Annotated in this window: 27 protein-coding genes and 1 pseudogene; 10 read left to right on the top strand and 18 right to left on the bottom strand. The window is 63.1% G+C overall.

Translation table 11 applies throughout. The annotated features are described in order from the left end of the window. Positions 1-151: 151 nt before the first annotated feature. The 4 genes from ACN6NG_RS17605 to pedF all read right to left on the bottom strand — a co-directional run bounded on the left by ACN6NG_RS17605 (position 152) and on the right by pedF (position 3406). A complete protein-coding gene (locus ACN6NG_RS17605) occupies positions 152-1084 on the bottom strand; it encodes a quinoprotein relay system zinc metallohydrolase 1 (RefSeq protein WP_474315216.1) in 933 nt (310 codons plus the stop codon). Between the two features lie 39 nt (positions 1085-1123). Continuing rightward, positions 1124-1885, bottom strand: a complete 762-nt coding sequence (locus ACN6NG_RS17610) for a quinoprotein dehydrogenase-associated SoxYZ-like carrier (RefSeq protein WP_474315219.1) — start codon at positions 1883-1885, stop codon at positions 1124-1126. A gap of 178 nt (positions 1886-2063) precedes the next feature. Next, complete coding sequence (locus tag ACN6NG_RS17615; protein WP_474315222.1) at positions 2064-2939, bottom strand: substrate-binding periplasmic protein; 876 nt, start codon at positions 2937-2939, stop codon at positions 2064-2066. 5 nt (positions 2940-2944) lie between these two features. Further along, on the bottom strand, positions 2945-3406 hold the full coding sequence (gene pedF, locus ACN6NG_RS17620; protein WP_016500222.1) for a cytochrome c-550 PedF: 462 nt from the start codon (positions 3404-3406) through the stop codon (positions 2945-2947). Positions 3407-3660: 254 nt separating this feature from the next. Between pedF and exaA the strand changes: the two genes are divergently transcribed. Together exaA and ACN6NG_RS17630 are read left to right on the top strand one after the other, a co-directional pair. After that, entirely contained in the window at positions 3661-5547 is a 1887-nt protein-coding gene (gene exaA / locus ACN6NG_RS17625) for a quinoprotein ethanol dehydrogenase (RefSeq protein WP_474315224.1), read from the top strand. Positions 5548-5720: 173 nt separating this feature from the next. Beyond that, complete coding sequence (locus ACN6NG_RS17630) at positions 5721-6380, top strand: pentapeptide repeat-containing protein (protein WP_474315226.1); 660 nt, start codon at positions 5721-5723, stop codon at positions 6378-6380. A gap of 159 nt (positions 6381-6539) precedes the next feature. On the opposite strand, the gene ACN6NG_RS17635 is transcribed toward ACN6NG_RS17630, so the two are convergent. After that, positions 6540-7178 (bottom strand): response regulator transcription factor, encoded by a 639-nt coding sequence (locus ACN6NG_RS17635; RefSeq protein ID WP_474315228.1) that lies wholly within the window; start codon positions 7176-7178, stop codon positions 6540-6542. Continuing rightward, on the bottom strand, positions 7178-8452 hold the full coding sequence (locus ACN6NG_RS17640) for a HAMP domain-containing sensor histidine kinase (protein ID WP_474315231.1): 1275 nt from the start codon (positions 8450-8452) through the stop codon (positions 7178-7180). The genes ACN6NG_RS17635 and ACN6NG_RS17640 overlap by 1 nt, the downstream gene beginning before the upstream one ends. Positions 8453-8614: 162 nt before the next feature. Here ACN6NG_RS17640 and ACN6NG_RS17645 point away from each other — a divergent pair, with 162 nt between their 5' ends. The 6 genes from ACN6NG_RS17645 (at position 8615) to ACN6NG_RS17670 (ending at position 13889) form a co-directional block, all read left to right on the top strand. Beyond that, the gene (locus tag ACN6NG_RS17645) at positions 8615-9808 is read left to right on the top strand and encodes an ABC transporter substrate-binding protein (RefSeq protein ID WP_474315234.1); all 1194 of its coding nucleotides are present in this window, start codon (positions 8615-8617) and stop codon (positions 9806-9808) included. 30 nt (positions 9809-9838) lie between these two features. Further along, the gene (locus tag ACN6NG_RS17650) at positions 9839-10828 is read left to right on the top strand and encodes a YVTN family beta-propeller repeat protein (RefSeq protein WP_474315237.1); all 990 of its coding nucleotides are present in this window, start codon (positions 9839-9841) and stop codon (positions 10826-10828) included. Then, positions 10825-11565 (top strand): ABC transporter ATP-binding protein, encoded by a 741-nt coding sequence (locus tag ACN6NG_RS17655; RefSeq protein WP_063425821.1) that lies wholly within the window; start codon positions 10825-10827, stop codon positions 11563-11565. Before ACN6NG_RS17650 ends, ACN6NG_RS17655 begins: the two co-directional genes overlap by 4 nt. Then, positions 11562-12353, top strand: a complete 792-nt coding sequence (locus tag ACN6NG_RS17660) for an ABC transporter permease (protein WP_016500230.1) — start codon at positions 11562-11564, stop codon at positions 12351-12353. Before ACN6NG_RS17655 ends, ACN6NG_RS17660 begins: the two co-directional genes overlap by 4 nt. Positions 12354-12622: 269 nt before the next feature. Then, a complete protein-coding gene (locus ACN6NG_RS17665) occupies positions 12623-13171 on the top strand; it encodes a PQQ-dependent catabolism-associated CXXCW motif protein (protein WP_016500231.1) in 549 nt (182 codons plus the stop codon). A 52-nt stretch (positions 13172-13223) separates the two neighbouring features. Further along, positions 13224-13889, top strand: a complete 666-nt coding sequence (locus ACN6NG_RS17670; RefSeq protein WP_016500232.1) for a response regulator transcription factor — start codon at positions 13224-13226, stop codon at positions 13887-13889. Between the two features lie 61 nt (positions 13890-13950). On the opposite strand, the gene ACN6NG_RS17675 is transcribed toward ACN6NG_RS17670, so the two are convergent. The 9 genes from ACN6NG_RS17675 to pstS form a co-directional block, all read right to left on the bottom strand. After that, the gene (locus ACN6NG_RS17675) at positions 13951-15849 is read right to left on the bottom strand and encodes a PAS domain-containing hybrid sensor histidine kinase/response regulator (protein WP_063425817.1); all 1899 of its coding nucleotides are present in this window, start codon (positions 15847-15849) and stop codon (positions 13951-13953) included. Continuing rightward, complete coding sequence (gene nosP, locus ACN6NG_RS17680; RefSeq protein ID WP_474315240.1) at positions 15818-16981, bottom strand: nitric oxide-sensing protein NosP; 1164 nt, start codon at positions 16979-16981, stop codon at positions 15818-15820. The genes ACN6NG_RS17675 and nosP overlap by 32 nt, the downstream gene beginning before the upstream one ends. 238 nt (positions 16982-17219) lie before the next feature. Beyond that, complete coding sequence (locus ACN6NG_RS17685) at positions 17220-18407, bottom strand: porin (RefSeq protein WP_474315243.1); 1188 nt, start codon at positions 18405-18407, stop codon at positions 17220-17222. Between the two features lie 354 nt (positions 18408-18761). Continuing rightward, entirely contained in the window at positions 18762-19361 is a 600-nt protein-coding gene (locus ACN6NG_RS17690; protein WP_016500236.1) for a trehalose-phosphatase, read from the bottom strand. Next, positions 19361-20059, bottom strand: coding sequence for a hypothetical protein (locus tag ACN6NG_RS17695; protein ID WP_063425813.1), 699 nt, complete (start codon positions 20057-20059; stop codon positions 19361-19363). The genes ACN6NG_RS17690 and ACN6NG_RS17695 overlap by 1 nt, the downstream gene beginning before the upstream one ends. A 94-nt stretch (positions 20060-20153) precedes the next feature. Further along, complete coding sequence (gene pstB, locus ACN6NG_RS17700; RefSeq protein WP_016500238.1) at positions 20154-20942, bottom strand: phosphate ABC transporter ATP-binding protein PstB; 789 nt, start codon at positions 20940-20942, stop codon at positions 20154-20156. Between the two features lie 50 nt (positions 20943-20992). Further along, positions 20993-21886 carry a phosphate ABC transporter permease PstA gene (pstA, locus tag ACN6NG_RS17705; protein WP_016486166.1) on the bottom strand — a complete coding sequence of 298 codons (894 nt, stop codon included), beginning with the start codon at positions 21884-21886 and terminating at the stop codon, positions 20993-20995. Next, complete coding sequence (pstC, locus tag ACN6NG_RS17710; RefSeq protein ID WP_016486165.1) at positions 21883-22851, bottom strand: phosphate ABC transporter permease subunit PstC; 969 nt, start codon at positions 22849-22851, stop codon at positions 21883-21885. Before pstC ends, pstA begins: the two co-directional genes overlap by 4 nt. Before the next feature lie 70 nt (positions 22852-22921). After that, positions 22922-23953 carry a phosphate ABC transporter substrate-binding protein PstS gene (pstS, locus tag ACN6NG_RS17715; RefSeq protein WP_016486164.1) on the bottom strand — a complete coding sequence of 344 codons (1032 nt, stop codon included), beginning with the start codon at positions 23951-23953 and terminating at the stop codon, positions 22922-22924. 140 nt (positions 23954-24093) lie between these two features. On the opposite strand from pstS, the pseudogene ACN6NG_RS17720 reads away from it, so the two are divergent. Then, positions 24094-24171, top strand: a pseudogene (locus tag ACN6NG_RS17720) (termination factor Rho); the annotation flags it as partial. Positions 24172-24271: 100 nt separating this feature from the next. Here the strand turns inward: ACN6NG_RS17720 and ACN6NG_RS17725 are convergent. Then, positions 24272-24505 (bottom strand): hypothetical protein, encoded by a 234-nt coding sequence (locus tag ACN6NG_RS17725; protein ID WP_063425809.1) that lies wholly within the window; start codon positions 24503-24505, stop codon positions 24272-24274. Between the two features lie 135 nt (positions 24506-24640). After that, a complete protein-coding gene (locus tag ACN6NG_RS17730) occupies positions 24641-24955 on the bottom strand; it encodes a DUF2834 domain-containing protein (protein ID WP_474315247.1) in 315 nt (104 codons plus the stop codon). Between the two features lie 107 nt (positions 24956-25062). On the opposite strand from ACN6NG_RS17730, the gene ACN6NG_RS17735 reads away from it, so the two are divergent. Continuing rightward, the gene (locus ACN6NG_RS17735) at positions 25063-25881 is read left to right on the top strand and encodes a helix-turn-helix domain-containing protein (protein WP_063426165.1); all 819 of its coding nucleotides are present in this window, start codon (positions 25063-25065) and stop codon (positions 25879-25881) included. Here the strand turns inward: ACN6NG_RS17735 and ACN6NG_RS17740 are convergent. Further along, positions 25871-26656 (bottom strand): 2-keto-4-pentenoate hydratase, encoded by a 786-nt coding sequence (locus tag ACN6NG_RS17740; protein WP_197899208.1) that lies wholly within the window; start codon positions 26654-26656, stop codon positions 25871-25873. The two genes, ACN6NG_RS17735 and ACN6NG_RS17740, sit on opposite strands and share 11 nt — an antisense overlap. Between the last annotated feature and the right edge of the window lie 234 nt (positions 26657-26890).

Below are 26890 nucleotides of genomic sequence, written 5' to 3' on the forward strand. Positions count from 1 at the left end.
GGTTTTTTTGTTGTGCCCGGGAAAATTTCCCGGTGTGCCGGGAATTCTTGGTTGCCGCCAGTTCGCCAACAATTGCCCGCTGTGCGGAGTTTTCTAGTTCCTTGGTACAGGGCTGCGTCCCCAAAACAAGCGCGATCCCTTGGGGATAGCGTCAGGGGTTGGCGTCGACCCGCTGGAGTTGTTGGCGTTCGTAGCGGGGATACAGATGGCTGACACTGCGAATCAGCTCATAACGGGTCAGGGTGATCCCGGCAAAGCGTTCGGGGATGGGGCTGCGGATCATCTCGGCCATGTCGTCGCCACGCGCCGCGCCGTCGCGCATCAGGCCATCCAGCCAGCCCAGGTAATCACGCATCTGGGCAAACGGCCGGGCATCGCTGGCCACCGGCCCGTGCCCGGGCACAAGCAGCTTCCAGGGCAAGGCTTGCAGGGTGTCCAGGTCCTTTTGCCACACCTGAAGCCCCGGGCTGTTGGGGGTGGTCAAGGCACGCTCGTAGAACACCAGGTCGCCAGCGAACAGCACGCCGGTCTTCTCATCCAGAATCGCCAGGTCGGCGCCGGTATGCCCGCCTAGCGCCAGCAACCGCAGGCGGTGCCCGCCCACCTCGTGGACTCCCGGCTGCAGCACCCCCGTCGGCAGCACCACTTCGGTGCCGCGCATCCAGTCGCCGACCAGGCGGTACATGTTCTCGGCCATGGCCTCGCCCTGCTGGCGCAGCAAGTCGCCGGTACCGGCCAAGGCGCCAATAGGCACATCGGCAAAGGCCTGGTTGCCCAGTACATGGTCAGGGTGATGATGGGTCAGCAGCACCTCCAGCACCGGCTTGTCGGTGGTGGCGGCAATCGCCTGGCGTAACGCGTCGCCGTAACGCTTCGACGGCCCGCTGTCGATCACCACCACACCGCTGTCGGTGGCAATGAACGCGGTATTGACGATATTACCGCCATTGGCCTTGCCGAAGTTGTCAGTGCTGCCCTCCAGTAGCCAGGTGCCCTCCGCTATCTGCCGGGGCGCAAGCCGATAGTCCAGATCTGCCTGGGCCGGCAGCCCCAGGCACAGCAGCAACAGCATCATCCAACGCATGAAGAGCGCCTCTGGTCAGGGGTAAAATCGGCAACGCGCTCAGGGCACTGCCGCCTCGAACTGGTTGCCGCTGTTGTCCTGCAACAGCAGCCGGGTCGGCCCGGCGCCCTGGATATCGAAGCCCAGGTTGGGGTTTTCGCTGACAGCCGGGTACAGCTCGAGGCTGGCCAGGCGCTGGCCGTTCACGTCTTGCAACTCGGCATGGTTGAGGTAGAACTCGGGAATACCGCTGACCAGGCCGTTGTCCATCGGGTGGGCCACCTGCAGGCGCAAGCGGCTGCTGTCGCCACGCGGGTAGCGCCCGCCCAGCACTTCACCGAGGTGATCTTCCCAGCCGGGTTGGGTGCGCACCACGCTGGGCGCGGTACAGCCGCCGCCGGCAGCATCGATCAGGGTCGAGCCGACGTGCCACAGGCCGTCGCGTGTCAGCACGGCGGCGCGCAACGGGGTGGCCTGTTCGATGCGGATGCGGATCGACAACCAGGGCAACACGCGCTCGCCGGGCTGGAAGTCGACAATGCGCGGCAATGGGTTGAGCTCGGCCCAGGCGATTATCCGCACCACCTCGCCAGCGAATGCCCGGGCGTCGATCTCCAGCGGCACCTGCCGTGCGTCCTCGGCAAAGGGCGGCGCCAGCAGCTTGACCCGGTCATCGAAGACGAACGCGGCCTGGCCCAGCAGCTGCTTGTGGTAGAAGTCCCACATCACAGAGGGCACCGGGTCCATCTGGGGGGCTGGGGTGGCAGCCTGGGCGGACCAGGGTATGCAGCAGGCCAGCAGGAAAGTCGCTTTCAAGTTCATGATCCGCTCCCATGGATCAACACAGGATCTTCAGGGGTATCGAGGCCACTGTGGGAGCGGGTTCACCCGCGAAGAGTCCGACGCGGTGCATGGCACCGGCTTCGCCGGTGTTCGCGGGTGAACCCGCTCCCACAGGGGGTTGTGTTGCCTGCGCGAATCCGCGGGGCTGGGCAATTTGTTACTGATACATCTCGGGAACCTCGTAACGCAGGCCGTAAGCGGCATACATCGCCTTGAGCCGGCCATCGCGGATCATCACCTCAAGGGCTTCTTCCACGGCATAGGCCAGCTGACGGTTGCTTTCGTGCACGGCCATGCCGATTTCCCAGGCCTGCTTGCCCAGGTTGGGGTAGGCGTTTTCCGCCAGGGCCAGTTGCGGGTCGGCGGCCTGGTGCAGCTGCCAGTCAACTTCGCCCCGCATCGCCATCACCGCGTCCACCTGGCCGGCCTGCATGGCGCTGAACGCCTGCTGCACGCCGGGGTAATGGTGGGTTTTGGCACTGAGCATGCCGTTGAACACCGAAGTCAGGTAGAACGACGGCACGCTGTCCACCTCGACCCCGATCGGGTGCTGCTGGAACACCGCCACACTGGCCACCGACTTCAGACGACGCTGGTCGTAGGCCACCTGCCAGCGCTCTTGCTGATAAGGGCCGAACATCACCACCTGGGCGTTTTCCAGCTCGCCCAGTTCGTTGCGTTTTTGCGCGTAGGCGTGGTCGTAGGGCACCCTCATCATCAGGTCGGCCAACTGCTGGTGGCGCAGCGGGCTGCCGCGCCAGATGTAATCGCGCAGGTCATCGTCAAGCTTTTCCCCGGCCGGCGCCCAGATCAGTTGCAAGCGCACCCCCAAGGCGGTCGCCAACGCCTGCGCCAGCTCCACATCGACACCCCGGGGCTTGCCGTGGTCCTCGAAACTGTAGGGCGCGAAATCCTTGTACACCGCCACCTTCAGTTCGCCAGCGGCGATGATCGCGTCGTAGTTGCGCACCTGCGCCTGGGCCGTCGTGCACCACAGCAGCAAGCTACAAAGCCACACGGCAAACAGACGCATGGCCGTCACTCCTCGACGTGCACGCTGTCCAGGTAGGTACGCACCGCCCACAGGGCTTCCTGGCTGAGGTAGTCGGCCATCTTCGGCATGTACACACGGCCATCGCGGACCGCGCCATGGCGTACCCGTTCGACAAACCATTCATCCCCGGCGTCACCGGCATCGAGCATGCGCAGGTCGGGGGCAATACCGCCGGACTTGGCCTCCAGGCCATGGCAGGCAGCGCAATTCTGGTTGTAGGCCGAGGCGCCGATTTCCACGGCCTTGTCGTGCTCGGGCGAGCTGCGGTAAGGGTTTACTGCCGCCCAGCCGTCGCCGTCCAGGCTTACACCGGCGTCCTTGATCGGGGTCAGGCCCTTGGTCTCCACCGCCTGGGGCACCACGTTGCCATGGGCAAAGGCCGTACTGGTCAGCACCGCCGCAGCCAGCAGCCCTGCAGCAAGCAACACATTGCGTTTTGTTGTCATTGTTATGCCCTCACCATTGCACGCAAAGCCTCAACCACAGAGGCCGTGCCGCCATCTTAGAAACAGCTTGCGAATGGTCGAATGCTGCTTTGGTGGCCGGGCCTTACTCCCTTGGTAGTAGGGCTTGTGGCGAAGGGCCAATTGAGGTGCCGTTCGGGAACTATTCCCGGCAAGGGCGGGATTTTTTCCGTATCCCGCGACAGCTCGCCCGCCCCACCCTGTGCAGGCCAAAACCTCCACTGGGAACTGCAACCATGACAATAAGATCGCTACCCGCCCTTTCCCCTCTGGCCCTGAGCGTGCGCGTCCTGCTACTGGCCGGTGGCCTGGCCCTGGGCAATGTGGCAACAGCGGCCACTGCACCTGCCGGCAAGAGCGTTACCTGGGAAGACATCGCCAACGACCACCTGACCACCAAGGACGTGCTGCAGTACGGCATGGGCACCAATGCCCAGCGCTGGAGCCCGCTGGCCCAGGTCAATGACCAGAACGTGTTCAAGCTGACCCCGGTCTGGTCGTACTCCTTCGGCGACGAGAAGCAGCGCGGCCAGGAATCCCAGGCCATCGTCAGCGACGGCGTGGTCTACGTCACCGGCTCGTACTCGCGGGTGTTTGCCCTCGATGCCAAGACCGGCAAGCGCCTGTGGACCTACAACCACCGCCTGCCCGACAACATTCGCCCGTGCTGCGACGTGGTCAACCGCGGGGCGGCCATCTTCGGCGACAAGATCTACTTCGGCACCCTCGACGCACGGCTGATCGCCCTCGACAAAAACACCGGCAAAGTGGTGTGGAACAAGAAGTTCGGCGACCACAGCGCCGGCTATACCATGACCGGCGCCCCGGTGCTGATCAAAGACAAGACCAGCGGCAAGGTGCTGTTGATTCACGGCAGCTCCGGCGATGAATTCGGCGTGGTCGGCCAGCTGTTCGCCCGCGACCCGGACACTGGCGAAGAAGTGTGGATGCGGCCCTTTGTCGAAGGCCACATGGGCCGCCTGAACGGCAAGGACAGCACCCCGACCGGCGACGTCAAGGCGCCATCCTGGCCAGACGACCCAACCACCGAAACCGGCAAGGTCGAAGCCTGGAGCCACGGCGGCGGCGCCCCTTGGCAAAGCGCTAGCTTCGACCCCGAAACCAACACCATCATCGTCGGCGCTGGCAACCCTGGCCCCTGGAACACCTGGGCGCGTACCTCCAAAGATGGCAACCCTCACGACTACGACAGCCTCTACACCTCGGGGCAGGTTGGTGTCGACCCCAGCACCGGCGAGGTGAAGTGGTTCTACCAGCACACGCCAAACGATGCCTGGGACTTCTCCGGCAACAACGAGCTGGTACTGTTCGACTACAAGGACAAGGACGGTAAGGTGGTCAAGGCCACCGGGCACGCCGACCGCAACGGCTTCTTCTACGTGGTGGACCGCAACAACGGCAAGCTGCAGAACGCCTTCCCCTTCGTCGACAACATCACCTGGGCCAGCCATATCGACCTGAAGACCGGGCGCCCGGTGGAAAACCCAGGCCAACGCCCGGCCAAGCCGTTGCCGGGTGAAACCAAGGGCAAACCGGTGGAAGTCTCGCCGCCGTTCCTGGGTGGCAAGAACTGGAACCCGATGGCCTACAGCCAGGACACCGGTCTGTTCTACATCCCGGGCAACCAGTGGAAAGAGGAATACTGGACCGAGGAGGTGAACTACAAGAAGGGTTCGGCGTACCTGGGCATGGGCTTCCGTATCAAGCGCATGTACGACGACCATGTCGGCACCTTGCGCGCCATGGACCCGACCACCGGCAAGCTGGTGTGGGAGCACAAGGAGCACCTGCCGCTGTGGGCGGGCGTGCTGGCAACCAAAGGCAACCTGGTGTTCACCGGCACTGGCGACGGTTTCTTCAAGGCGTTCGACGCCAAGACGGGCAAGGAGCTTTGGAAGTTCCAGACCGGCAGCGGCATCGTCTCGCCGCCTATCACCTGGGAGCAGGACGGCGAGCAGTACATCGGCGTGACCGTGGGCTACGGCGGCGCCGTGCCGCTGTGGGGCGGCGACATGGCCGAGCTGACCAAGCCAGTGGCTCAGGGCGGCTCGTTCTGGGTGTTCAAGATCCCGAGCTGGGACAACAAGACTGCGCAGCGTTGACTGCCTGAGGTAAAGCGTTACTGGGGCTGCTTTGCAGCCCATCGCCGGCAAGCCAGCTCCCACACTACGGTGCAGATCTCAAGGGCTGTGCAGTCCCTGTAGGAGCTGGCTTGCCGGCGATGGGCCGCAACGCGGCCCCGAAAATGCCCTGTTCCAACTGAGAGCCTTTCGCCATGAACTACCTGCCATTTGCCTTGCTGTTGGTACTGTCCCCTGCCTTGGCCGTGAGTGCCGACGACGATGGCAACGATGCCCCCTTGACCATCAACGGCTGCGTCATTGCCGAAGCCAGCCAGTGCCCGGGGGCCAACCTGCGCGGCGCCAAGCTGGCCAACCAGGACCTGCGCAAGATGAACCTGGCCGGCGCCGACCTGCGTGATGCCGACCTGCGCCATGCCCGGCTGGACTTGGCCAACCTGGAAAAAGCCCGGCTGCAGGGCGCCAACCTGACCCGCGCCAGCCTGCAACAGAGCAACCTGCGTGTGGCTGACCTGAGCAACAGCAAGCTGGTGGCCATTCAGGGCTGGGGCTTGTTCGCCCAAGGGGCACAGTTTGAAAAGGCCGACCTCAGTGCAGCCTACTTGCAGTTCGCCAGGCTGTCAGGGGCGAAGCTGCAGCGTGCCAACTTGCAGGCGGCGGACCTGGAGATGGCCTGGCTGAGCAAGGCTGATCTGCAAGGGGCCAACCTGAGCGATGCCAACCTGCAAGAGGCCAAGTTTGGCCAGAGCAACCTTGGGCGTGCCGATTTGCGCGGGGCGCGGCAGCATTACGGGAATTTCCAGGAGGCCAACATGGAGGGGTGCAAGGGGTGCCCGGATACCTGGGACAAATGAGTTTAGTTAACAGGGGCCGCTTTGCGGCCCATCGCGACACAAGGCCGCTCCCACAATGACCGCGTACACACAGCGGTTTGTATGTACGCGGTCATTGTGGGAGCGGCCTTGTGTCGCGATGGGCTGCGAAGCAGCCCCAGCAAGCGCAGCTGACACACCTCACCCCGCCACCCGCACCACCCCCAGGTTGATGCCCAGGTGCACCAGCTCGGCATGCGAGCTGACCTGCAACTTGCTCTTGAGCAAGGTCAAATGATTGGACACAGTCTTGGCGCTGATGCACAGCTGCTCGGCAATCACCCGCATCGGCGTACCTTTGGCCAGCATCGTGAAAATCTCCAGTTCACGCTGGGTCATGCGCTGCAAGCGCGGGTCACTGGTGCTTTGCCGTGACGTGCACGCCAACTGGGTAGCCAAGGGTTGTTCGATGTAGGCATGCCCGGCCAACACCCGCTGCACCGCTTCGATCAACACCTCGGGCGCCGAGTTCTTGGTCAGGTAGCCCGAGGCCCCCGCCTCCAGCGCTTGGCGCACCAGTGGCAGCTCGTCGTGCATGCTGAAAAACAGCACCCGCAGCTGCGGCAAGCGCTGGCGCAGGCGGCGGGTGGTTTCCAGGCCGCTGATACCCGGCAGGCCAAAGTCCATGATCACCAGGTTCGGCACTTGCTCCTGCACCCGGGCCAAGGCCTCTTCACCACTGGCGGCCTCACGCACCTGCATCGCCGGCAATACCGTGCGCAGCAGGCTGGCATAGCCCTGGCGGACCACAGCATGGTCATCGACCAATACGATATTCATTACACCTCCTTGGGGATGTTCAGGGCCAGCGCCCAGCCGCCACCCGGGCGGCTCAAGATGCGCAGCTCCCCCCCAAGGCTACGGGCGCGCTCGGCCATCGAATGCAGGCCTACCCCTGGGCGCTGGGGCGGGTGCGCACCGCGGCCATTGTCGCGAATGAACAGGCGCAAACCCTTGGCACTGCGCTGCAGGCGCACGCGCACCTGGCTGGCGCCGGCATGTCGGGCGACGTTGGTCAGCGCCTCTTGCAGCAAGCGGTACAAGTGCGTTCTGCTCGCCCCGGGCAGCGCCGGCAAGTGCTCGCCAACCCGCAGCCGGCACTCGATGCCCTGGCTGGCCTGCCACTGGCTCACCAGCAGGCCGAACGCCTCGGCCAGCGGCATGTAGTGCAGCGCCACCGGATACAGGTTGTGCACCAGGGCGCGAAAACCTTGCTGGAGGCGCTCGCAATTGAGTTCGAGGTCGTGCGCCGTCTGTGTCACCACCGCAGGTTGCTCGGCCACCATACGCAACAGACAGAGCTGGGCACGAATACCTGCCAGGTATTGCCCCAGGTCATCGTGCAGCGCCTGCGCCAGCTGGGTACGCTCTTGCTCCTGTGCCGCCAGCAGGGCCTGGGTCAGCTGCGCATTGTCGCCCCGGGCCTGTTCCAGCGTCGCGGTCATATGGTTGAAGTAAGCCGCCAACTGGCGCGCCTCCGGCAGGCCCGCCTCGCGCAAGCGCGCAGTCAACTGCCCGCCCGAAACCTGGCGCAAGGCGCACAGCAGCTCATCCAGCAGGCCCATGGCCCGCCGTACCGCCCAGCGAATGGTCAGCAAGCTCAACAGCAAGGCCAGGCCACACAGGCCAAGCAGTTGCTGCAGAGAGTCCCAGACTTCGTCGATCTCATCCCGCGGATCGACCGCAATCAACACCCTGCGCCCGTCATTCAGCTCCAGCAGCCGACTGCTGCTGGGGCGCTCGCCAAACAGCTGGTGGCCCAGCCAGGCATCCAGCCCGGTTTGCGGCGGTAACCGCGGCGCTTCGCCCGGCGCCAGCCAGTGCACCCGCACATGGCGCAGGCTCTGGGTCAGACGGGGCTGCAGGCTCGCCGGGTCGTGTTCGGCAGTGTCACCGAGGTACGCCACCACCGCTTCGGCAGACTGTAACTCACGCTCTACGTCAGCCACCGCCTGGTGCAACAACACGCCGGCACAGGCCAGCGTCACCAGGGCGAAACAGAGCGTGACCCAAAGGTTGATCCGCCACAGGGCCGACAGGTTGACAAGGCGCACAGGCGATTCTCCTCGGGGCGTCGTGGCCCATCGTGCTCCCCATCCTAAAGCCGCGGCACCCGCGCCGAATTACTACCTTGGTACCGGCCGAGCGCTACTTTCTGCATATTTCCCCCTCCCGGCGGGCTTCCTATGCTGGCGCCATCTGCCATGGAGTGTGTTATGCGCCAGCCTGCCCACCTTGCCCTGACCTGCCTGCTGGCCCTGGCCGCGACGTTGTCTGCGCCCCTGGCCCCCGCCGCTCAGGATCAGCCCGCAGAACCGCTGCACGTGGGCATCGGTTACCTGGGCTATCGCCCCGATCCCGGCCCGCTGCTGTCCACTGTCATTCCTGAGCCTGCCGATGCCGGGCGGCAAGGCGCCGAACTGGCGATTGTCGACAGCAACAGCACCGGGCGCTTCCTGAAGCAGCAATTCCAGCTGACCAACGCCACTGTCGACAGCCCCGAGGCCCTGCTGCAGGCAGCGAAGGCGCAGCACGACCAGGGCCTGCGGCTGTTTGTAGTGAATGCCCCGGCCGCCAGCCTGCGCGCTTTGTCTGCCGCGCTGCCCGACAGCCTGCTGTTCAACGCCGGCAGCCCCGACGACAGCCTGCGCAGCAGCCAGTGCCTGGGCAATGTGCTGCACAGCCTGCCGGGGCGGGCCATGCTGGCCGATGCGCTGGTGCAATTTCTGGTGCTGCGCAAGTGGCAGCGGGCGCTGCTGGTGGTGGGCCAGACCGAAGACGACCATGCCTACGCCGCCGCCCTGCGCCGCTCAGTGAAGCGCTTTGGCGTGCAATTGGTAGCGGAGAAGACCTGGACCTTCGACAACGACCAGCGCCGCAGCGCGCAGGCCGACATGCCGCTGTTCACCCAAACCGCCGAATACGACGTGGTGCTGGTGGCCGACGAGCGCGGCGACTTTGGCGAGTACTTGCCCTACCAGACCTGGTACCCCCGCCCCGTGGCCGGCACTCAGGGCCTGACCCCCACAGGCTGGCACAAGACCGTGGAAACCTTTGGCGCAGCGCAGCTGCAAAAACGCTTCGAAGCCCAGGCCGGGCGCTGGATGAATGACCGCGACTTTGCCGCCTGGATGGCCGTGCGCAGCATTGCCAGCGCAGCCAGCAAGCTGCGCCAGGCCGAACCCCGCGCGCTACAGCAACTGCTGCTCAGCGAACAGTTGCCACTGGATGGTTTCAAGGGCCGCAAACTCAGCTACCGCCCGTGGAATGGCGAACTGCGCCAGCCAATCCCGCTGGTGCAGCCGCGCGCCCTGGTCAGCACTTCGCCGCAGGAGGGCTTCCTGCACCCTTTCAACGAAATGGACAGCCTGGGCTACGACAAGCCCGAAGTGACCTGCAGCTACCCCTGACCCGATAACCACAACAATAAGGAATTCGCCATGCGCCGCCCCCTCTTCCACAGGGCCCTGCTTTACCCCAGCCTGCTGTCGGGCGCTTTGGCGCTTGCCTGCGGGCACGCCATGGCCGCCACTGCCTGGGTCTCCAACGAGAAGGACAACAGCCTCAGCCTGATCGACATGCAAACGCTGGAAGTCACCGAAACCTTGCCGGTGGGCCAGCGCCCGCGCGGCCTGCTGCTGTCACACGACAACAAGCTGCTGTACATCTGCGCCAGCGATTCGGACCGGGTGCAGATGATGGACGTGGCCACCCGCAAGATCATCAAGGAGCTGCCCTCTGGTAAAGACCCAGAGCAGTTCGCCCTGCACCCCAACGACCGCTGGCTGTACGTGTCCAACGAGGACGATGCGCTGGTGACGGTGATCGACACTGTCACCGACAAAGTGCTCGGGCAGATCGACGTCGGTATCGAACCCGAAGGCATGGCGGTGAGCCCCGATGGCAAGTGGGCCGTCAACACCAGTGAAACCACCAACATGCTGCACTGGATCGACACCAGCACCCAGACCCTGGCCGACAGCACCCTGGTCGACCAGCGGCCGCGTTTCGTCGAGTTCAACAAGGACGGTTCGCGGTTGTGGGCCTCGGCGGAAATCGGTGGCACGGTGACCATCCTCGACGTGGCCACCCGACAAGTGCTGAAAACCCTGAACTTCCAGATCAAGGGCGTTCACCCGGACAAGGTCCAGCCGGTGGGCATCAAGCTCAGCGCCGATGGCAAGTACGCCTTCGTCGCCCTGGGCCCGGCCAACCATGTGGCGGTGATTGATGCCAAGACTTACGAGGTACTCGACTACCTGCTGGTCGGGCGGCGGGTCTGGCAGCTGGCATTCACCCCGGACCAGCGCCAGTTGCTGGCCACCAACGGGGTCAGCGGCGACGTTTCGGTGATCGACGCGAAATCCCTCAAAGTGCTCAAGTCGGTGAAGGTCGGGCGCTACCCCTGGGGCGTGGTGGTAACACCATGAACGCCCTGGACGTCAGTGATGTGAGCTTCGCCTACGGCCAGCGCGAAGCCCTCAAGCAGGTGGGTTTCAGCCTGGCGCCCGGGCGCTTCGCCGCGCTGCTAGGCCCCAATGGCGCCGGCAAGTCGACCTTGATCGCCCTGCTTACCCGCCTTTACGACCTGCAGCACGGCGACATCCGCGTGAGCGGCTGCTCACTGCGCAACGCTGCACGCCCGGCGTTGCGCCAGTTGGGCGTGGTGTTTCAGCAAAGCACCCTGGACCTGGACCTGAGCGTTGAACAGAACCTGCGCTACCACGCCGCGCTGCATGGCCTGTCGCGGCGCCAGAGCGACCTGCGGGTGGAAGCCGAACTGGCCCGCCAGGGCCTTGGCGAACGCAGGCGCGATCGTGTACGCGAGCTGAACATCGGCCATCGGCGCCGGGTGGAAATTGCCCGCGCGCTGCTGCATGAGCCGCGCCTGCTGCTGCTCGACGAAGCCAGCGTCGGCCTTGACCCTGCCAGCCGACTGGCGCTCAACCAGCACCTGCGCGGGCTGTGCCGCGAGCAGCAGCTCAGTGTGCTGTGGACCACCCACCTGCTGGACGAAGTGCAGCCCAGCGATGACTTGCTGATTCTGCATCAGGGCCGCCTGGTGGCCAGTGGCACCGCCGATGCGCTGAGCCTGGAGCACGGCGGCGACCTCGACAACGCCTTTGCCAGGCTGACCAACGCCCACTCAGGAGCCGACGCCCGATGAACGCTTACTGGCAATGTTTCAACGGCATCATGCTGCGCGAATGGCTGCGCTTCGTGTTGCAGCGCACGCGCCTGCTCAGTGCCCTGGTGCGCCCGCTGCTGTGGTTGCTGGTGTTCGCCGCCGGGTTTCGCGCGGCGCTAGGCATTGCCATCATCGAGCCCTACGACACCTATATTCCTTACGAGGTGTACATCATTCCGGGGCTGGCCTGCATGATTCTGCTGTTCAACGGCATGCAGGGCTCGCTGTCGATGGTCTATGACCGCGAGATGGGCAGCATGCGCGTGCTCTTGACAAGCCCATTGCCGCGGCCTTTCCTGCTGGGCAGCAAGCTGTTGGCGACGTCGTTGATTTCCCTGCTGCAAGTCTATGCCTTCCTCGCCATCGCCTGGCTCTACGGCGTGCAGCCACCGGCTGCGGGCTTGCTGCTGGCGCTGCCGGCAATGCTGCTGGTGGCGTTCATGCTCAGCGCCCTGGGTCTGTTGCTGTCGAACGCGATCCGCCAACTGGAGAATTTTGCCGGGGTGATGAATTTCGTGATTTTTCCGCTGTTTTTCCTGTCTTCGGCGTTGTACCCGCTGTGGAAGATGCGCGAGGCCAGCCAGTGGTTGTACTGGCTGTGTGCTGTGAACCCGTTTACCCATGCCGTGGAACTGGTGCGGTTTGCGCTTTATGAGCGGCTGAACCTGCTGGCGCTGGCGGTGTGCCTGGGGTTGACCGCCTTGTTTACCCTGCTGGCGATACTCACCTTCAACCCCCAGCATGCGGCGCTGCGCAAGCCACGCTGACGGGCCGCACAATCCATTGGCTGAGCGAGGCGCCTGTGGGAGCGGGTTTACCCGCGAAGAAGGCGACGCGGTGTATGGCACCGGCTGCGCCGGTGTTCGCGGGTGAACCCGCTCCCACAGGGACTGCTCCAGCATGAAAAAAGTTAGCAAATCGGGAATATCGTCGGTCCGCCATTTACTACTTTAGTACTGCCTTTGCTGTCTAATCGTCGCATTCACAACGCACCGCCACTGACATGTAATGGGCCTATAACAAAAAGGACAAAACCATGCCACGTGCCCTGCGCCCTTTGTTGGCTGCCCTTTCGCTGAGCCTGTCGCTGAGCGTCGCCCACGCCGACACCACGCCGCTGTTCTCCGCCGAAGGCTACCGCGCCACCCTCTATCGCAGCCCGACCCCGCAACAGGTCGAAGGTGGCCAGGTCATCGACACCGCCACGCTGCAACGCCTGCTGGCCCAGACGCCCAGGCCGGTGCTGGTTGACGTCTACCGCCGGCAATGGCTGCAAGGCCGCTTCATCGAAGACGAACCACACAGCAACCTGCCCGGCAGCGTGTGGCTGGCCAACACCGGCGACGGCGAACTGAGCCCGGCCTGGCAGGACTACTTCGTGCGTAACCTGCAAAAAGCCACTGCCGGGCACCCGGAGCAACCGCTGGTCTTCTACTGCCGCTCCGATTGCTGGCTAAGCTGGAACGCGGTAAAACGCGCAAAAGCCCTGGGCTATGACAACCTGTACTGGTACCGCGACGGCGTGGATGCCTGGCAGCAGGCCAACCTGCCGCTGCAGCCGGCGCAGCCCGTGCCCTTCCCCTGAAACACTTGCCTGCGAACGCGTGCCCATCCAATAAAAACAAGGTGAAAAGGCCATGTACAAAATTCTGATTGCCGACGATCACCCCCTGTTTCGCGAAGCCATCCACAACGTCATCAGCGATGGTTTTCAAGGCAGCGAGGTCATGGAGACGGCCGACCTGGACAGCGCCCTGGCATTGACCCAGGCGCACGATGACCTCGACCTGATCCTGCTTGACCTGAACATGCCCGGCATGCACGGCCTCAATGGCCTGATCACCCTGCGCAACGAGGCGCCGACCACGCCGGTAGTGATCGTTTCGGCCGAGCAGGAAAAGCAGATCGTGTTGCAGGCCATCACCTACGGTGCCGTGGGCTTCATCACCAAGTCCTCGCCACGCTCACAGATGATCGAAGCGATCGAGCAGATCCTCAATGGCAATGTCTACCTGCCACCCGACATCATCCGAGCGCAAAAAAGCAGCACCAGCCGGCGCCACAACGATACCCCGAGCTTCCCGCCGGAAATGCTCCAGGCGCTGACCCGCAAGCAGCTGCTGGTGCTTGAGCGCATGACCAAGGGCGAATCGAACAAGCAGATCGCCTACACGCTGGATATCGCCGAAACCACGGTCAAGGCGCATGTTTCGGCTATCTTGCGTAAGCTCAATGTGCACAATCGGGTGCAGGCGATCCTGAGTGCCGGCGATATTGATTTTGCTGATTACTTGAGGCGTTGACCTGTAACGGCCTATTCGCGGGCTTGCCCGCTCCCACAGAAGCCTGCGAAAAGGCCAGCGGCTATGTCATGCCGCCGGCCAACAAGTGGCTCATGGCCGTCTTGAGCTTCATCGGCCGCACCGGTTTGTGCATCAGGGTATGGCCCAGCTCGCGGATCTGCTGCTTGAGGTCGTTACTGTAGTTGGCGGTGATCATCAGCGCCGGTAGCGGCTGAGCGCGGCGGGCATTGATCCGCGCCACGGCGTCGACACCGTTGCAGTCGTTGTCCAGGTGGTAGTCGGCGATCAACAGATCGGCCTCGGCGTGGTAATTGTCCACCTGGCGCGCCAGGTCTTCCTCCGACAGCGCCGTGACCACCTGGCAGCCCCAGCCCTCCAGCAGGGTGCGCATGCCGGCGCAGATGGCCGCATCGTTATCCAGCACCCACACCCGCGCCCCACGCAAGCGTTCGAGCATCGGCTCGCAGATCACCAGGCCTGGCTGGGCCTTGGGCGCGGTGGCGCTCAGCGGCACTTCGACGGCGAACACCGAGCCTTTGCCGAGCCATGAACGCACCCGGATCCGGTGGCCGAGGATGCCGGCGATCTTTTCCACGATCGCCAGGCCCAAACCCAACCCGCGGTCCTGGTCCGGGCGCTGGACATCACCGCGCTTGAACTCCTGGAACATTTCTTCAAGGTGCTCTTCGGCAATGCCGATACCGCTGTCCCACACTTCGATCCGCAGGCCGCCACGCTGGCGCCGACAACCCAACACAACGCGCCCGCTGTGGGTGTAGCGGATGGCATTGCTGAGCAGGTTGCGCAGGATCCGCGCCAGCAGCTGGATGTCACTGCGCACCACCGCAGAACAGCCCACAAAATGCAGTTCAAGCCCTTCGCTGCGCGCCACTTCGGCGTATTCGGCAGCCAGGTTGTCCATCAGTTCGCTGAGGGCGAACGGGGCGACATCGGCCTTGATCACCCCGGCATCGAGCTTGGATATATCCACCAGGGTGCCTAGCAGGTTCTCTACATCCTCCAGCGAGTTGCTCACATTTCGAACGAGGTGGGCACTGTCTTGCGGCTCACGGCGCTCGAGCAGCGCGCTGGTGAACAGCCGTGCCGCGTTCAGCGGTTGCAGCAGGTCGTGGCTGACCGCAGCGAGAAATTTGGTTTTCGACAGGTTGGCCTGTTCGGCCTCGCGCTTGGCCTCGCGCAGGCGCGACTCGGCCTGGCTGCGCTCCTCTATCTCACGCAGCAACTGGTCGTTGAGGCTGGTCAGTTCAGCGGTGCGTTCGCGCACCCGTTGCTCCAGGTGTTGATAGGCCTGGTGCAGCGCCTGGGCGGTATTGCGGCGCTCGGTAATGTCGCGGATCAACACGAAGATACCCACCACGTCGCCATTGGCCAGGCGGTTGGGTACGTAGGAGCGCAGCATGTAGCGCTCCTGGCCATTGATGTTGGTTTCGGCAAATTCGAAGGTGACGCTCTCCCCCGCCAAGGCACGCGCCACATAGGCTTGCAGGCGCTGGTAATGCTGCTCGCTGTGGGCCTCGCGCAGGCTCTGGCCCAGCATCACGCCGTGCGGCCAGCAATACCATTCTTCATAAACCTTGTTGGTGAATTCGTAGACCAGATCGGCATTCAGGTAAGCGATCAGCGCCGGGACATTGTCGGTAATCAGGCGAATCTGGTGTTGGTGGGCGGTCTCGGCCCGCTGTCGGGCTTCGCTCAGCAGACGGTTGACGGCCTTGAGCTCGGCCATTGCCTGGTTCAGGGCATCGGTGCGTTCACGCACCTGCTCGGCCAGCACCACCGAATGCTGGAACGCCGCATAGGGGTCGTTGCCCCGCGTTACCCCCGACTCGATGCGTTCAATCAACGCACCGTTGATCCGCTGCAACTTGTGGTTTTCGTGCTGCAGCCGGCTGAGCTCTGCTTGCAGTTCAGCGCCCGACAGGAGGCCGGTTGCGGGCAATGGCGACCCCGGTGAAGGTCTGGTTGATATGCATGCCATTGAACTGTTCTCCGTAGGTGTTGAAGCCGATCACCCGCTGCTCGCGCAAGAACGCACCCACCGGCTCCAGGCCGTGATGGGCTTCCAGCTCCAGACGCCGCAGAAAGCAATCACAACCGATGGTCAGCAGCGGCGGGCCGAGGCGCTGGTGCAAACCGTCGAACAGCTGGTGCAGGTTCGGCAACAGCGGGCCCGGGGCCATGGCGGTGAGCACGATGCCATTTTCCACTGCGCAGTAGAAACTCAGGCTCAGGTCCGGATGCACTTGCTGGATCGCCCGCACGTAGTACTGGTCATGAATGCGCACGGCCAGCGGATGGGCGGCGAAAACCCGGTAATCGAGCGCAGCCACCGGCACGCCGATGTGCCGGGCGTACTCCTCGGCAGCAGGCTCGGCATTCAGCTCGAAGACCCGACGCTGGGCGCTGTCGGCGCCGGTTACCACCAGTTTTTCCTGCCGTGGCAGGATGTGGTGCGTGGTGAACACTTCGAAATCGAGCCAGGTGTTGACCAGCACCACCACTGCGGCACCGTTGTGGAACGCGCCACCGAAATACACATGGGTACGGGTCAGGTAATTGTCGTCACCGGCCGAACCGCCAAAATGCGGGATGTCACCCAGTGCCGCGCTGAGCGCGGTGAGCACCATCTCCTCGCGGCTGGACAGGCCGTCGAGCAGGGTCAGGGCAAAGCTGTGGCCCTTGATCGGCGCCAGGGTGTTGCTGCGGCAGGTGCCGACCAGGCGCTCGACCATCTGCTGCGCGTCGATCAGGCTGAAGTGCTCCATCTCATCGATGAGCTCGGTGGCGATGGAAAAATGCCGGTGATCAAAGCCCACCGCCGTGACGCAATTGCGGCCGTAGCCCAGCGGCGTGATTTCGCCGGCACTGGTGCAACCGACCAGGCGGATACCGCCAAAGCCCTGCTCCAACGCTTCGCCCAAGACTTGCAAGTCGTATTCGGCGGAACAGAAGAACAGCACGAAACCCAGGTGCGGGTGCAGCAGCTGCCGCGCCAGGTCCTGGGCGGCCAGCCGTGCATCGGGGGCCTGTGACATGGCGCTGACCACACCGTCGTTTTGAGCCTGCTGCATCGTGGTCTCCGGCGCGGGTGGCTGAGGGGTCAGTGTACGAAGGTGAGCAAGGGGGACGAATGCTACTTGGGTAGTGGGTGGGCGGTTCCATGGGCGTAATGGCCCGCATCATTTAGGGCCGCCTTGCGGCCCATCGCCGGCAAGCCAGCTCCCACAGGTACGGTGCAGGTCTCAAGCTTTGCGGGGTCTCTGTGGGAGCTGGCTTGCCGGCGATGGGCTGCGCAGCAGCCCCAGGGATTCACCAGGTCAACACCGCACCCACCGCAAAGGTATCGGTGTCTTCGTTCTGCGCGCTGGTGTCATGCCCGTCGATGGAAAACTGGTTGTACTCGGCCACCAGCTTGAGGTTATCGTTTACATCATGGAACAGCGCCACGCCGCGGGTCTCGTAGTCCGCCCCGCTGCCCACCGCGCCATTACCATCGTCCTTGGTCTTGCCATAAGACAGCGCCACGCGGTTCTTGCCGAACTTGTACGAGCCCTGCAGCAGGTAGCCGTCACTGTCGACATTGCGCAAAACCGGTTCGCCCGCGTTGTTGGTGAAGAACGGGTTGATGCCCTTGGCCTGGAACCCCGAGCCGGTCAGCGACAGCCCGCCCATCTTGGCCTGCACGCCATAACCGACACCTTTGGAGGTAATCGACTCCACCGTCGAATCGGTATTGTCGGAAGTCTGGTAGCTGCCGTTGACCCAGCTGTAGATCTGCGCCCCGCCCAGGTCGAACTGGTAGGTGATCTCGCTTTCGGTGCGCGGGTTTTCCTGGTAGGCCTTGCCGGTCGGGCTGCTGTCGTTGGTGTCTACCGGGTCCATGATGCCCACCGCCACCCGCAGGCCGTCCATCACCGGCGTGCGGTAAGTGATCTGCGAGGTGGGGAACGGGTACGGGTAACCACTGCCGATGTTGCCGAACGACACCCCGCCGCCGTCCACCAGCCCCAGCGTGTCGCTGACCTGACCGTACCCTGCCAGCAGCTCGTCCAGCAGGATGTTGGAGCGGGCAAACAGCCCGAAGTCCTTGCCGATCAACACCTCGCCCCACGCGGGGTTGGCCACGGTGCCGTAGAACTGGCGCACGTCGATGGCGGTGTCGGTGCCGTTGGTTTCACTGTCGTTGATGGTTACCCAGAACGAGGCACGCGCGCCGAGCTTCAGGTGATCCACCTGCTTGCCCATGTTGAAGCCAAGGTAGTTGGGCAAGAAGCCCATTTTCACCCGCGACTGGCGGCGGTCGAACTGTTCGCCCTCACGGTCGACCTTGCTGTTGACGTAGAAGGCATTGATGTAACCGTCGGTGGAAAACGTTGTCTGGTCCTTGTCGTACAGCATGATCTCGGCCTCGGCGACGCCGCTCAGGCCCAGGGCAGAAAAGCTGGCGATGGCGGCTGCGAGGAAACGAGGCGGCAGGTGCTTATTGTTGTTGTGCATGGCGCGCTCCAAACGGGGACTGGATGTCGGAGGCGATTATCGGAAGTGGCCAAATGGCCAGATACGCTGCTTTGGGGCAGGCGGGCAGGTGCTTTGGGCTGGCGAATGCGATGTGAGGACTTGGTCGCGGTACCAGGTCGGGCCAGGAGGCAAGACTTAGGGTGTACGCATGAATAGCAGGCCGGTATCAGTACAACTGTACGAACTGGGGCCGCCTTGCGGCCCATCGCCGGCAAGCCAGCTCCCACAAGATCACCACCGGCCCTGAGACCTGTGCAGTACCTGTAGGAGCTGGCTTGCCGGCGATGGGCTGCGTAGCAGCCCCATTGATACCGATTGCGCTGACCACTGGCTTCAGGAAGCAAGCGCCTGCGAACGCTGGCGCACGGGCATCTCATAGCGGTGCGGTTGCTGCCAGGCCAGCCGTGCCTGCACGTCGACCGCCGCGTCCATCACCTTCTGTGCCCAGTTTTCGTCCTTCGGGCACACCACCACAACGCGAAAACCGTGGTCGACGCCTTCCAGCCGCACACCTTCGGAATCATCGACATGCAGGTCGATATCGAACGCCGAGGGCAACTTCGAGGGCGAATGCTCAAGGCCGTTCTGGGCCAGGATATGCTGGTGCCGGTCGCTGTTGACCACACCATCGACATGGATGCCATAAAGCATCAGCCAGCGCCGGATGTAGGCCGGGGTCCGCCCCGACGAGGTATAGATCCAGATGCTGCAGCCCTGGCGGCGCAGGTCGCGGATCAACGAGCGCGTGCCACTGCGCAGGGGCTCGCCCAACCAGCGATGGACAAAATTCGGCAGCTTGCTGTCTTCGGCGGCAGCGTGCTCGGGCAGGCAGGCGAGCGTGTCGTCGATATCGAACGAAATGCGTACCTGGCCACGCTTGAACTTGCGTTCAAGGGCTTGGCGCCCGCGTGCGAACATGGAGTAACGTTGCATCAGCGGCGCCCCTCGCAGGCAGGCACGGGCGTGCCGTTCAGGAAGAACTTGCCGGGCGCAGGCGCCTTCTCTTCAAGGAAAGCCGCGTACTTTTTCTTGATCTTGGGTAGTTCGTACAAAGCCTTTACACCGTGTTTAGCGGAGTTGCGTATGACCGAGGACGGGTTGAAGTAACCCTCGGCGTTGTCCAGCGACAGCACGAAAGGCGGCAACCCGGCACGCATCAGCAGGTAGCTGACGATGAGCGAACCTGTGCGGTTGTTGCCTTCGATGAACAACTGCGGCTTGCTGAGGATTCGTACATAAACACCGGCTGCCCGCTTCCAGACCGAATCGCTGCGGTACGAGCAGTACCAGTTGTACAAGTCCTTGATGCCACCTTCGACGTTATTGAAAAAGTGCGCCTCGGTTGCGGCGAGGTGCGGGGCATATTCCAGGCGACGGGCCGGGTCGCTGCCGCACAGCACGGTGGCATTGATTTCCAGCATCAGGTTCAGCTGTTGCAGGTCGAAGAGGTCGATACCGCGAGCGACATAGTCGTCAATCAGGGCGTAGCCTTCAAGCACGTTCAGCAGCACCTCGTCGGTAAACGGGTCCCGCGGCTCGGTGAAATGCCGGCTGAGTTCGGCAAAGCGGCCCTGCACCTCGCGCAGTGCGCGCTCTACCGCTGAAAGATCAAGACGACGCGTTGCTCGCATTGGAAATCCCGGGTAACACTTTAACGGAAGGTAACGCGGCCGGGTGCTGCAACCTCCCTGGCTGCAACACCCGGCCACCTTGGGCGTGCCTGACTCAGCTGAACTTGCCGCTGATGTAGTCGCTGGTCAGTTGCTCGCGTGGGTTCTGGAAAATCTGCGCCGTAGGGCCCATCTCGACCAGGTAACCGGTGCGGCTGCCTTGGGAAATATCGACCGAGAAGAACGCCGTGGTGTCAGCCACACGAATCGCCTGTTGCATGTTGTGGGTCACCAGGGCGATGGTGTAGTCCTTCTTCAGCTCGACCATCAACTCTTCCACGCGACGGGTGGCAATAGGGTCGAGTGCCGAGCAAGGCTCGTCCAGCAGCAGCACTTCTGGCTCGGTGGCAATGGCGCGGGCAATGCACAGACGCTGCTGCTGGCCGCCGGACAGCGACAGGCCACTGACCTTGAGCTTGTCCTTCACTTCGTCCCACAGCGCGGCACCTTGCAAGGCGTGCTTGACGCGGTCACCCAGGTCGCCCTTGTAGCGGTTCAGGCGCAGGCCGAAGGCGACGTTGTCGAAGATGCTCATCGAGAACGGGTTGGGCTGCTGGAACACCATGCCGATGTAGCGGCGCACGACCACCGGGTCAACACCCTTGCCGTAGACATCCTGGCCCAGGAAGTGCACATGGCCTTCAAACCGGAAGCCCTTCACCAGGTCGTTCATGCGGTTGAGGCTACGCAGCACGGTACTCTTGCCGCAGCCCGACGGCCCGATGAAGCCGGTGATCTCGTTCTTCCTGATCGGCACATGGCTGTCACGCACGGCCATGAAATTGCCGTAGAAAATCTTGTCCAGCTTGCAGTCCATGACGATCGGGGTGGCTTCACTGACCATGGGAGCGGCTCTTTGCGCAGTGGATACGTTCAAGTGGGATGCTCCCTTTCTCAATACTTGGGCTTGCCGAAGACTCGGCTCAGAATGTTGATTACCAGCACGATCATTACCAGCACCAGCGAGGCCGCCCAGGCGAGCTCGAGCTGGTTGTCGAACGGCATGCCGGAGAAGTTGTAAATCAGTACGGCGAGCGAGGCCGTAGGGTTCATGACCGCCAGGCTGCCGTCATGGTAGATCCAGTAGTTGCTGAACAATGCGGTGAACAGCAGTGGCGCGGTTTCGCCAGCGGCGCGGGCCACGGCCAGCATGACGCCGGTGAGGATCGCCGGCAGGCCGGTGGGCAGGACAATCTTCCAGATCACCTGGGCACGGGTGCAGCCCATGCCGTAAGCGGCGTCTTTCATGATCTTGGGCACCATCTTCATCGACTCTTCAGCGGTCAGCACCACGATCGGCAGCATCAGTACTGCCAGGGCCACACCGCCAGCCGGCGCCGAGTAGGTACCGGTGGTCATCACCACCAGGGCGTAGGCAAACACCCCGGCCAGGATCGACGGCAGGCCGGTGAGCATCTTGGCGGCAAAGCGCGCGGCGTTGGCCAGCTTGCTGTCGGGGCCGAGTTCGGCCAGGAACACTGCTGCCAGGATACCGACCGGTACCGCGATGGCGGCGGCAATGCCGACCATGACGAAGGTACCGGCCATGGCGTTACCAAAACCGCCACCCATCTCGAAGCCGGTCGGCGGCAGCTCGGTGAACACTTCCAGACTCAGGCGTGCACCGCCGCGGGTGATCAGCATGTACAGCACGGAAATCAGCGGCACGCTGGCCACCAGCGCCGCGAGCCATGCCAGGGTAGTCAAAAGCACGCTGCGCAGGGCACGGCCTTCCAGCTTGCGTTGCAGGCTGGGCAATGCGGCTACAGGGGTCGTCAAGTCAGTCATTGTTTGTTACCACGCTGGGCGTAGAGCATGATCATCGAGCCGAGCACGTTCACCAGCAGAGTGATGAACATCAGGACCAGTGCCGCGTACATCAGCACTTCGACCTCGTTGGGGCCGGCTTCCGGGAAGTTCAGCGCCAGCAGCGCCGCCAGGGTGTTGGCCGGGGCGAACAAGGAAAGGGAAATGGTGTTGGCGTTGCCGACCAGCATGGCCAGTGCCATGGTTTCACCGAGCGCGCGGCCCAGGCCCAGCACCAGCGAACCAAAGATGCCAGTAGCAGCCGATGGCACCATCACCTTGAGGATGGCTTCCCAGTGGGTAGTACCCATGCCGTAGGCAGCCTGCTTGGTTTTCATCGGTACGCTGGTCAGCGCATCCTGGGAAACGGCAGCGATGGTCGGCAGGATCATGATCGCCAGTACCAGCGCAGCAGGCAGCAGGCCGGGCCCGCTCAGGGAGGTGCCGAAAAACGGGATCCAGCCCAGCTCGCTGTTCAACCATGCGGTCAGCGGGCGAATTGCCGGGATGACCACGTAGATGCCCCACAGGCCGTAGACCACGCTGGGGATGGCGGCGAGCAGTTCGACGATGGTGCGGAACACTGCGGCGAGCTTGGCCGGAAGGAAATCCTGAGTGAGGAAAATGGCCATGCTGACGCCGAAGAAACCGGCGATCAACAGGGCGATGAAGGCACTGTAAAGCGTGCCCCAGATCGCTGGCAGAATACCGTACTTGCCTTGGTTGACGTCCCAGACGCTGCCGAACAGCACGTCAAAGCCGTGCTTTTCGATGCCGGGCAGTGCCTTGCGGCCCACTTCGTAGACCAGCGCGAAGACCAGCGCCAGTACCAGCACCACACCAATGCGTGCAAGCGCACGGAAGGTGCGATCTACCAGGAAGTCTTTCGCAGACGGTGGCTGGCACGCGGAATCGGGGTTATCCGGTATGGCAAAGGGTGTGTTCATGGGCAAGTTCCGGGACTAGGGACAAACACCCCCGGCATGGCTTCATGCCGATACCGGGAGCGCCTGGGTATTACTGGATGTTGGCAGACGCTTTACGCACCTGGTCGACAACCGACGCAGGCAGCGGGATGTAACCCATCGAGTCGGCAATGGTCTGGCCTTTGGTCAGGCTGTACTCGACCATTTCACGCATGGCCTTGGCTTTTGCCGGGTTGCCGTTGTCCTTGCGGAAGATCATCCAGGTGTAGGAAGTGATCGGGTAGGACTTGGCACCGTCCGGGTCAGGCAGCCAGGCCACCAGGTTTTCCGGCATGTTTACCGCAGCCAGTGCTTCGGCACCGCTCTCTGCGTTTGGCACGACGTATTGGCCAGCCTTGTTCTGCAGTACGGCGAAGTCGACCTTGGCCAGCTTGGCGAAGCCGTATTCGATGTAGCCGATGGCGCCCGGGGTCTGGCGGACGGTGGCGGTTACGCCATCGTTCTTCGGCGACTTGATGAACTTGTCGGTGGCCGGCCAGTTGACGGTGTTGCCCTCACCCAGCCCTTGCTTGAAGTCAGCGTTGATGGCCGACAGGTGCTTGGTGAAGACCGCAGTGGTACCGCTGGAGTCGGCACGCACGACCACGGTGATCGGGGTAGCTGGCAGTTTCAGCTCAGGGTTGGCCGCGGCGATTTGCGGGTCGTTCCACTGGGTGATCTTGCCCAGGAAGATGTTGGAGTACACCTCGCGCGGCAGCTTCAGCCCTTTAGGGTTGCCCGGCAGGTTGTAGGCCAGGACGATTTCACCGGCGGTCATTGGCAGCAACTGCACGCCTTCGCCAACCTTGGCAATGTCTGCTTCGCTCATGGCCGAGTCGCTGGCGGCGAAGTCGACGGTCTTGTTCAGGAAGTCCTGAACGCCCGCCCCGCTGCCCTTGGACTGGTAGTCAACGGTGACGCCAGCGGTGTTCTTGCTGAAGTCCTTGAACCAGGTCAGGTAGATCGGTGCAGGGAAGCTGGCGCCGGAACCTGTCAGGCGAACGTTTTCTGCAGCAAAGGCTGCCGAAGTGGCGCAAAGGGAGACCGCAACGGCGAGTGCAGCAGACTTCATCAGGCGTTTCATCAAAAAGTGCTCCTTGTGATGGCCGGCACACTTTGCATCAGCTGTGTTACAGCTTTGTGACTGTTGAGTGGCAGGCCGCACGGTAGAGCTTTTTGCCTGTGCCATGAGGCACAGACAAGCAGAAGCGCAAGGCCGAGCACATAGAGGCGAGTTACGAAGACAGGGGTTTGTCGAAAGAAGAGGCCGAAGCCCGCGCCTGGGCCACCGTCAACAAACAGTGAAGCGGTGCGTGAACAAGGTTGAGGGCGCGATGCCTGGCACCGGCGTAGCCGGTGCCATCAATAAAGATATCCCGTCACTTACCTGGGCTTCACCGAATCAGCCAATACCGACAATGCCCGCTTCATCGCCTTCCGGGCTGCGGTTGCGGCACGCGCACTCGAACTCGGCCTGGGCCCGTGTGGCAAAGTTGAGGCTCAACCGCACCTTTTCTTGCGTGTCGTAAAGGTCATAACCCTCCCCCAGTGCGGCCGGAAAGCCAAGGCGCCGCGGGTAAACCTCTCTGTTTATTGGCACTGCAGGAACCACAACGAAGCGCGTCTGCATGATCATCCCTCTTCGGCAGTGCTTAAGTATTAGTACTGCTATGTGAATGCATCAAGATGACTCATGCAATATTTTGGTTTAGTTACCTGTGCTCGCAGTAATGAGTGCGCAGAAACCCAACAGGCCGACAGCCCCGATTGCTCATGGCTGACGCCCCCCGGCAACGCCTCTGTTGACGAGATACAACAGCGGCCCCGCCGAAACGAATACAGCCGTCAGCAACAGGTAGGGCAGCAACGATATCCCCTTCCCGCCCCGCATACGGTTGTCCCTCACCATCCAGACGCAGGCCAGCCCCGCCATCAGGTACAGGTCAATGACCACCTGAGCAGTGTCTGGCCGCGACAGCAGCGTTAGCCCGAACGCCAGCAGCGACTGCTCGGCAATCAGCATCGTCCAGCCGGTATACAGCGTAAACAGCACCAGCAACGCCAGCGCGCAGATACGCAAGCCCATCGTCCTTTCCTCGGTAGGGTTTGCCGGCACAGTAGTGATAGGGTTGCCTGCGCTCAATGACCTGTGAGGTCATGGACGCTGCAATCAAGGACGATCAGGATCAAGGCATGAGTCATCATCTGTTCCATCGCAAAAGCCCTGCGCCGGATACATCGGCAGGTCAGCATCTGCGCCACTTGCGCCAGCAGGCCGGGCTCAGCCAGCTGGCGCTTTCGCTATTGGCTGGCGTATCGCAGCGCCACCTGAGCTGCCTGGAAACCGGGCGCGCCAAGGCCAGCCCTGGCACCTTGCATGCCCTGCTTTCGGCCCTTGGCGCGCCACTGGAGCACTGCAACGAAGTGTTCATTGCCGCCGGGTACGCGCCCCGCTACGCGGCCTCGCCGCTCGACGCGCCTGAACTGGCATTGGTGCATACCGCCATCGAACACATCCTGCAGGCGAACAACCCTGCACCTGCAATCGTCATCGACAGCAACTGGCAGGTCATCGCTGCCAATGCCAGTACCGGCCTGCTGTTGGCGATGGTGGGTGTTGCGGCGCAGGCGGCGCCTGGCCTTAACCTTCTGGATACGCTGCTGCGCCCTGGCGGCCTGGGCGATCATCTGGCCAATGCGCAGGAAATTCGTGCCGTTGCCTGGCAACGTGCATCCAGGGAGGCAGTGGGCAACCCGACGCTGGCAGAGCACTTGCGCAATCTTCCAACCCCGGCCAACCCAGAGCAGGCGGCAGGTATCGCGCCCGTGTTGCTGACCCGCGTGAGCACCCCCTATGGCGAGCTCAGGTTCCTGTCGACCTTCACCACCTTCGGCATGCCGCTGGATATCACCGTGGAATCACTGCGGATCGAGCACCTGATCCCCGCCGACCCACAAACCCGGCAGAGGATGCAGGCGGCGTTTGATCAATGGTCGGCGGTTACAGCGTGAACGACAGCGCCTGGCCAAGGAACCTGGCGCTAACCTGATGGCCTGTTTCATTCAGGTCGAACGGCTGGCACATGGCCCCCGTGGTCACGACATCACCTGCCTTCAAGGTCTGGCCACGTTCGGCAGCATGGGCATACAGGTGGGCCAGCGACACCAGCGGGTCGGTCGCAGCATCGCCAGACAAGCCGCGGGCGCGTAATTCGCCATCTACGTACACCTCGGTGGTCTCGGCCAGGTCTGCAAGCAAGGGTACGTTGATGCCTGCCCCGAGGCTGTTGCCCACGACCAACGCTTCAAAGCCCACGTTGTCCGCCACGAAGCTTGGCCAGCCGACGCTCTTGCGGTCGACGAAGCGTGAGCGCACCACCTCGAAAGTGACGCAGGTTGCGCGAATATCCTCGCTGGCCGGCACCCGTCCCGCTTGCGGGAGGATATCGCGGTCAAGCACGAAGGCAATCTCGCACTCGATGGTCACAGGTGTCACGGCCGGCAGCTCGATGTGTACACCACCAGCGTGGCAGCGCTTTGCTTCCAGTTGGCCGATCAGCGGCCGGGACAAATTGGCCGCACGCATGCCAGCAGGGCTGCCAACACCCAGCTTCCACCCGGCACGCTGGCCAGCGGCGGCGGCGAAGAACTGATCCTGGCTGTCATAGCCTTGTTTCAAGGTTTCGGGCCTGAGGCTGGCAGGCAGTTCCGTCAGCAGCTCACCGCTGCGCCAGTGTTGCAGCAACAAGGCCGCGGTGCGTTGGGGTACGAAGAGCGAACTGTTCATCAAGACCTCATGGAAATGGGCGATGCCGGGCAACAGATGCTAGGGCCTGGAATTGATAAGGATAAATATATTGTCATGATGCCTGGCATCACAAACCGTTATGAAACGACTTCTGGAAGCTGATGCGATCCTTGTGGGAGCGGCCTTGTGTCGCGATTGGGCCGCAACGCGGCCCCACCGGTCTCGACGGTCCTGCAAGGATCCTGGGACCGCTCTGCGGCCCAATCGCGACAC

It is taken from the genome of Pseudomonas sp. TSO6, assembly GCF_056098905.1.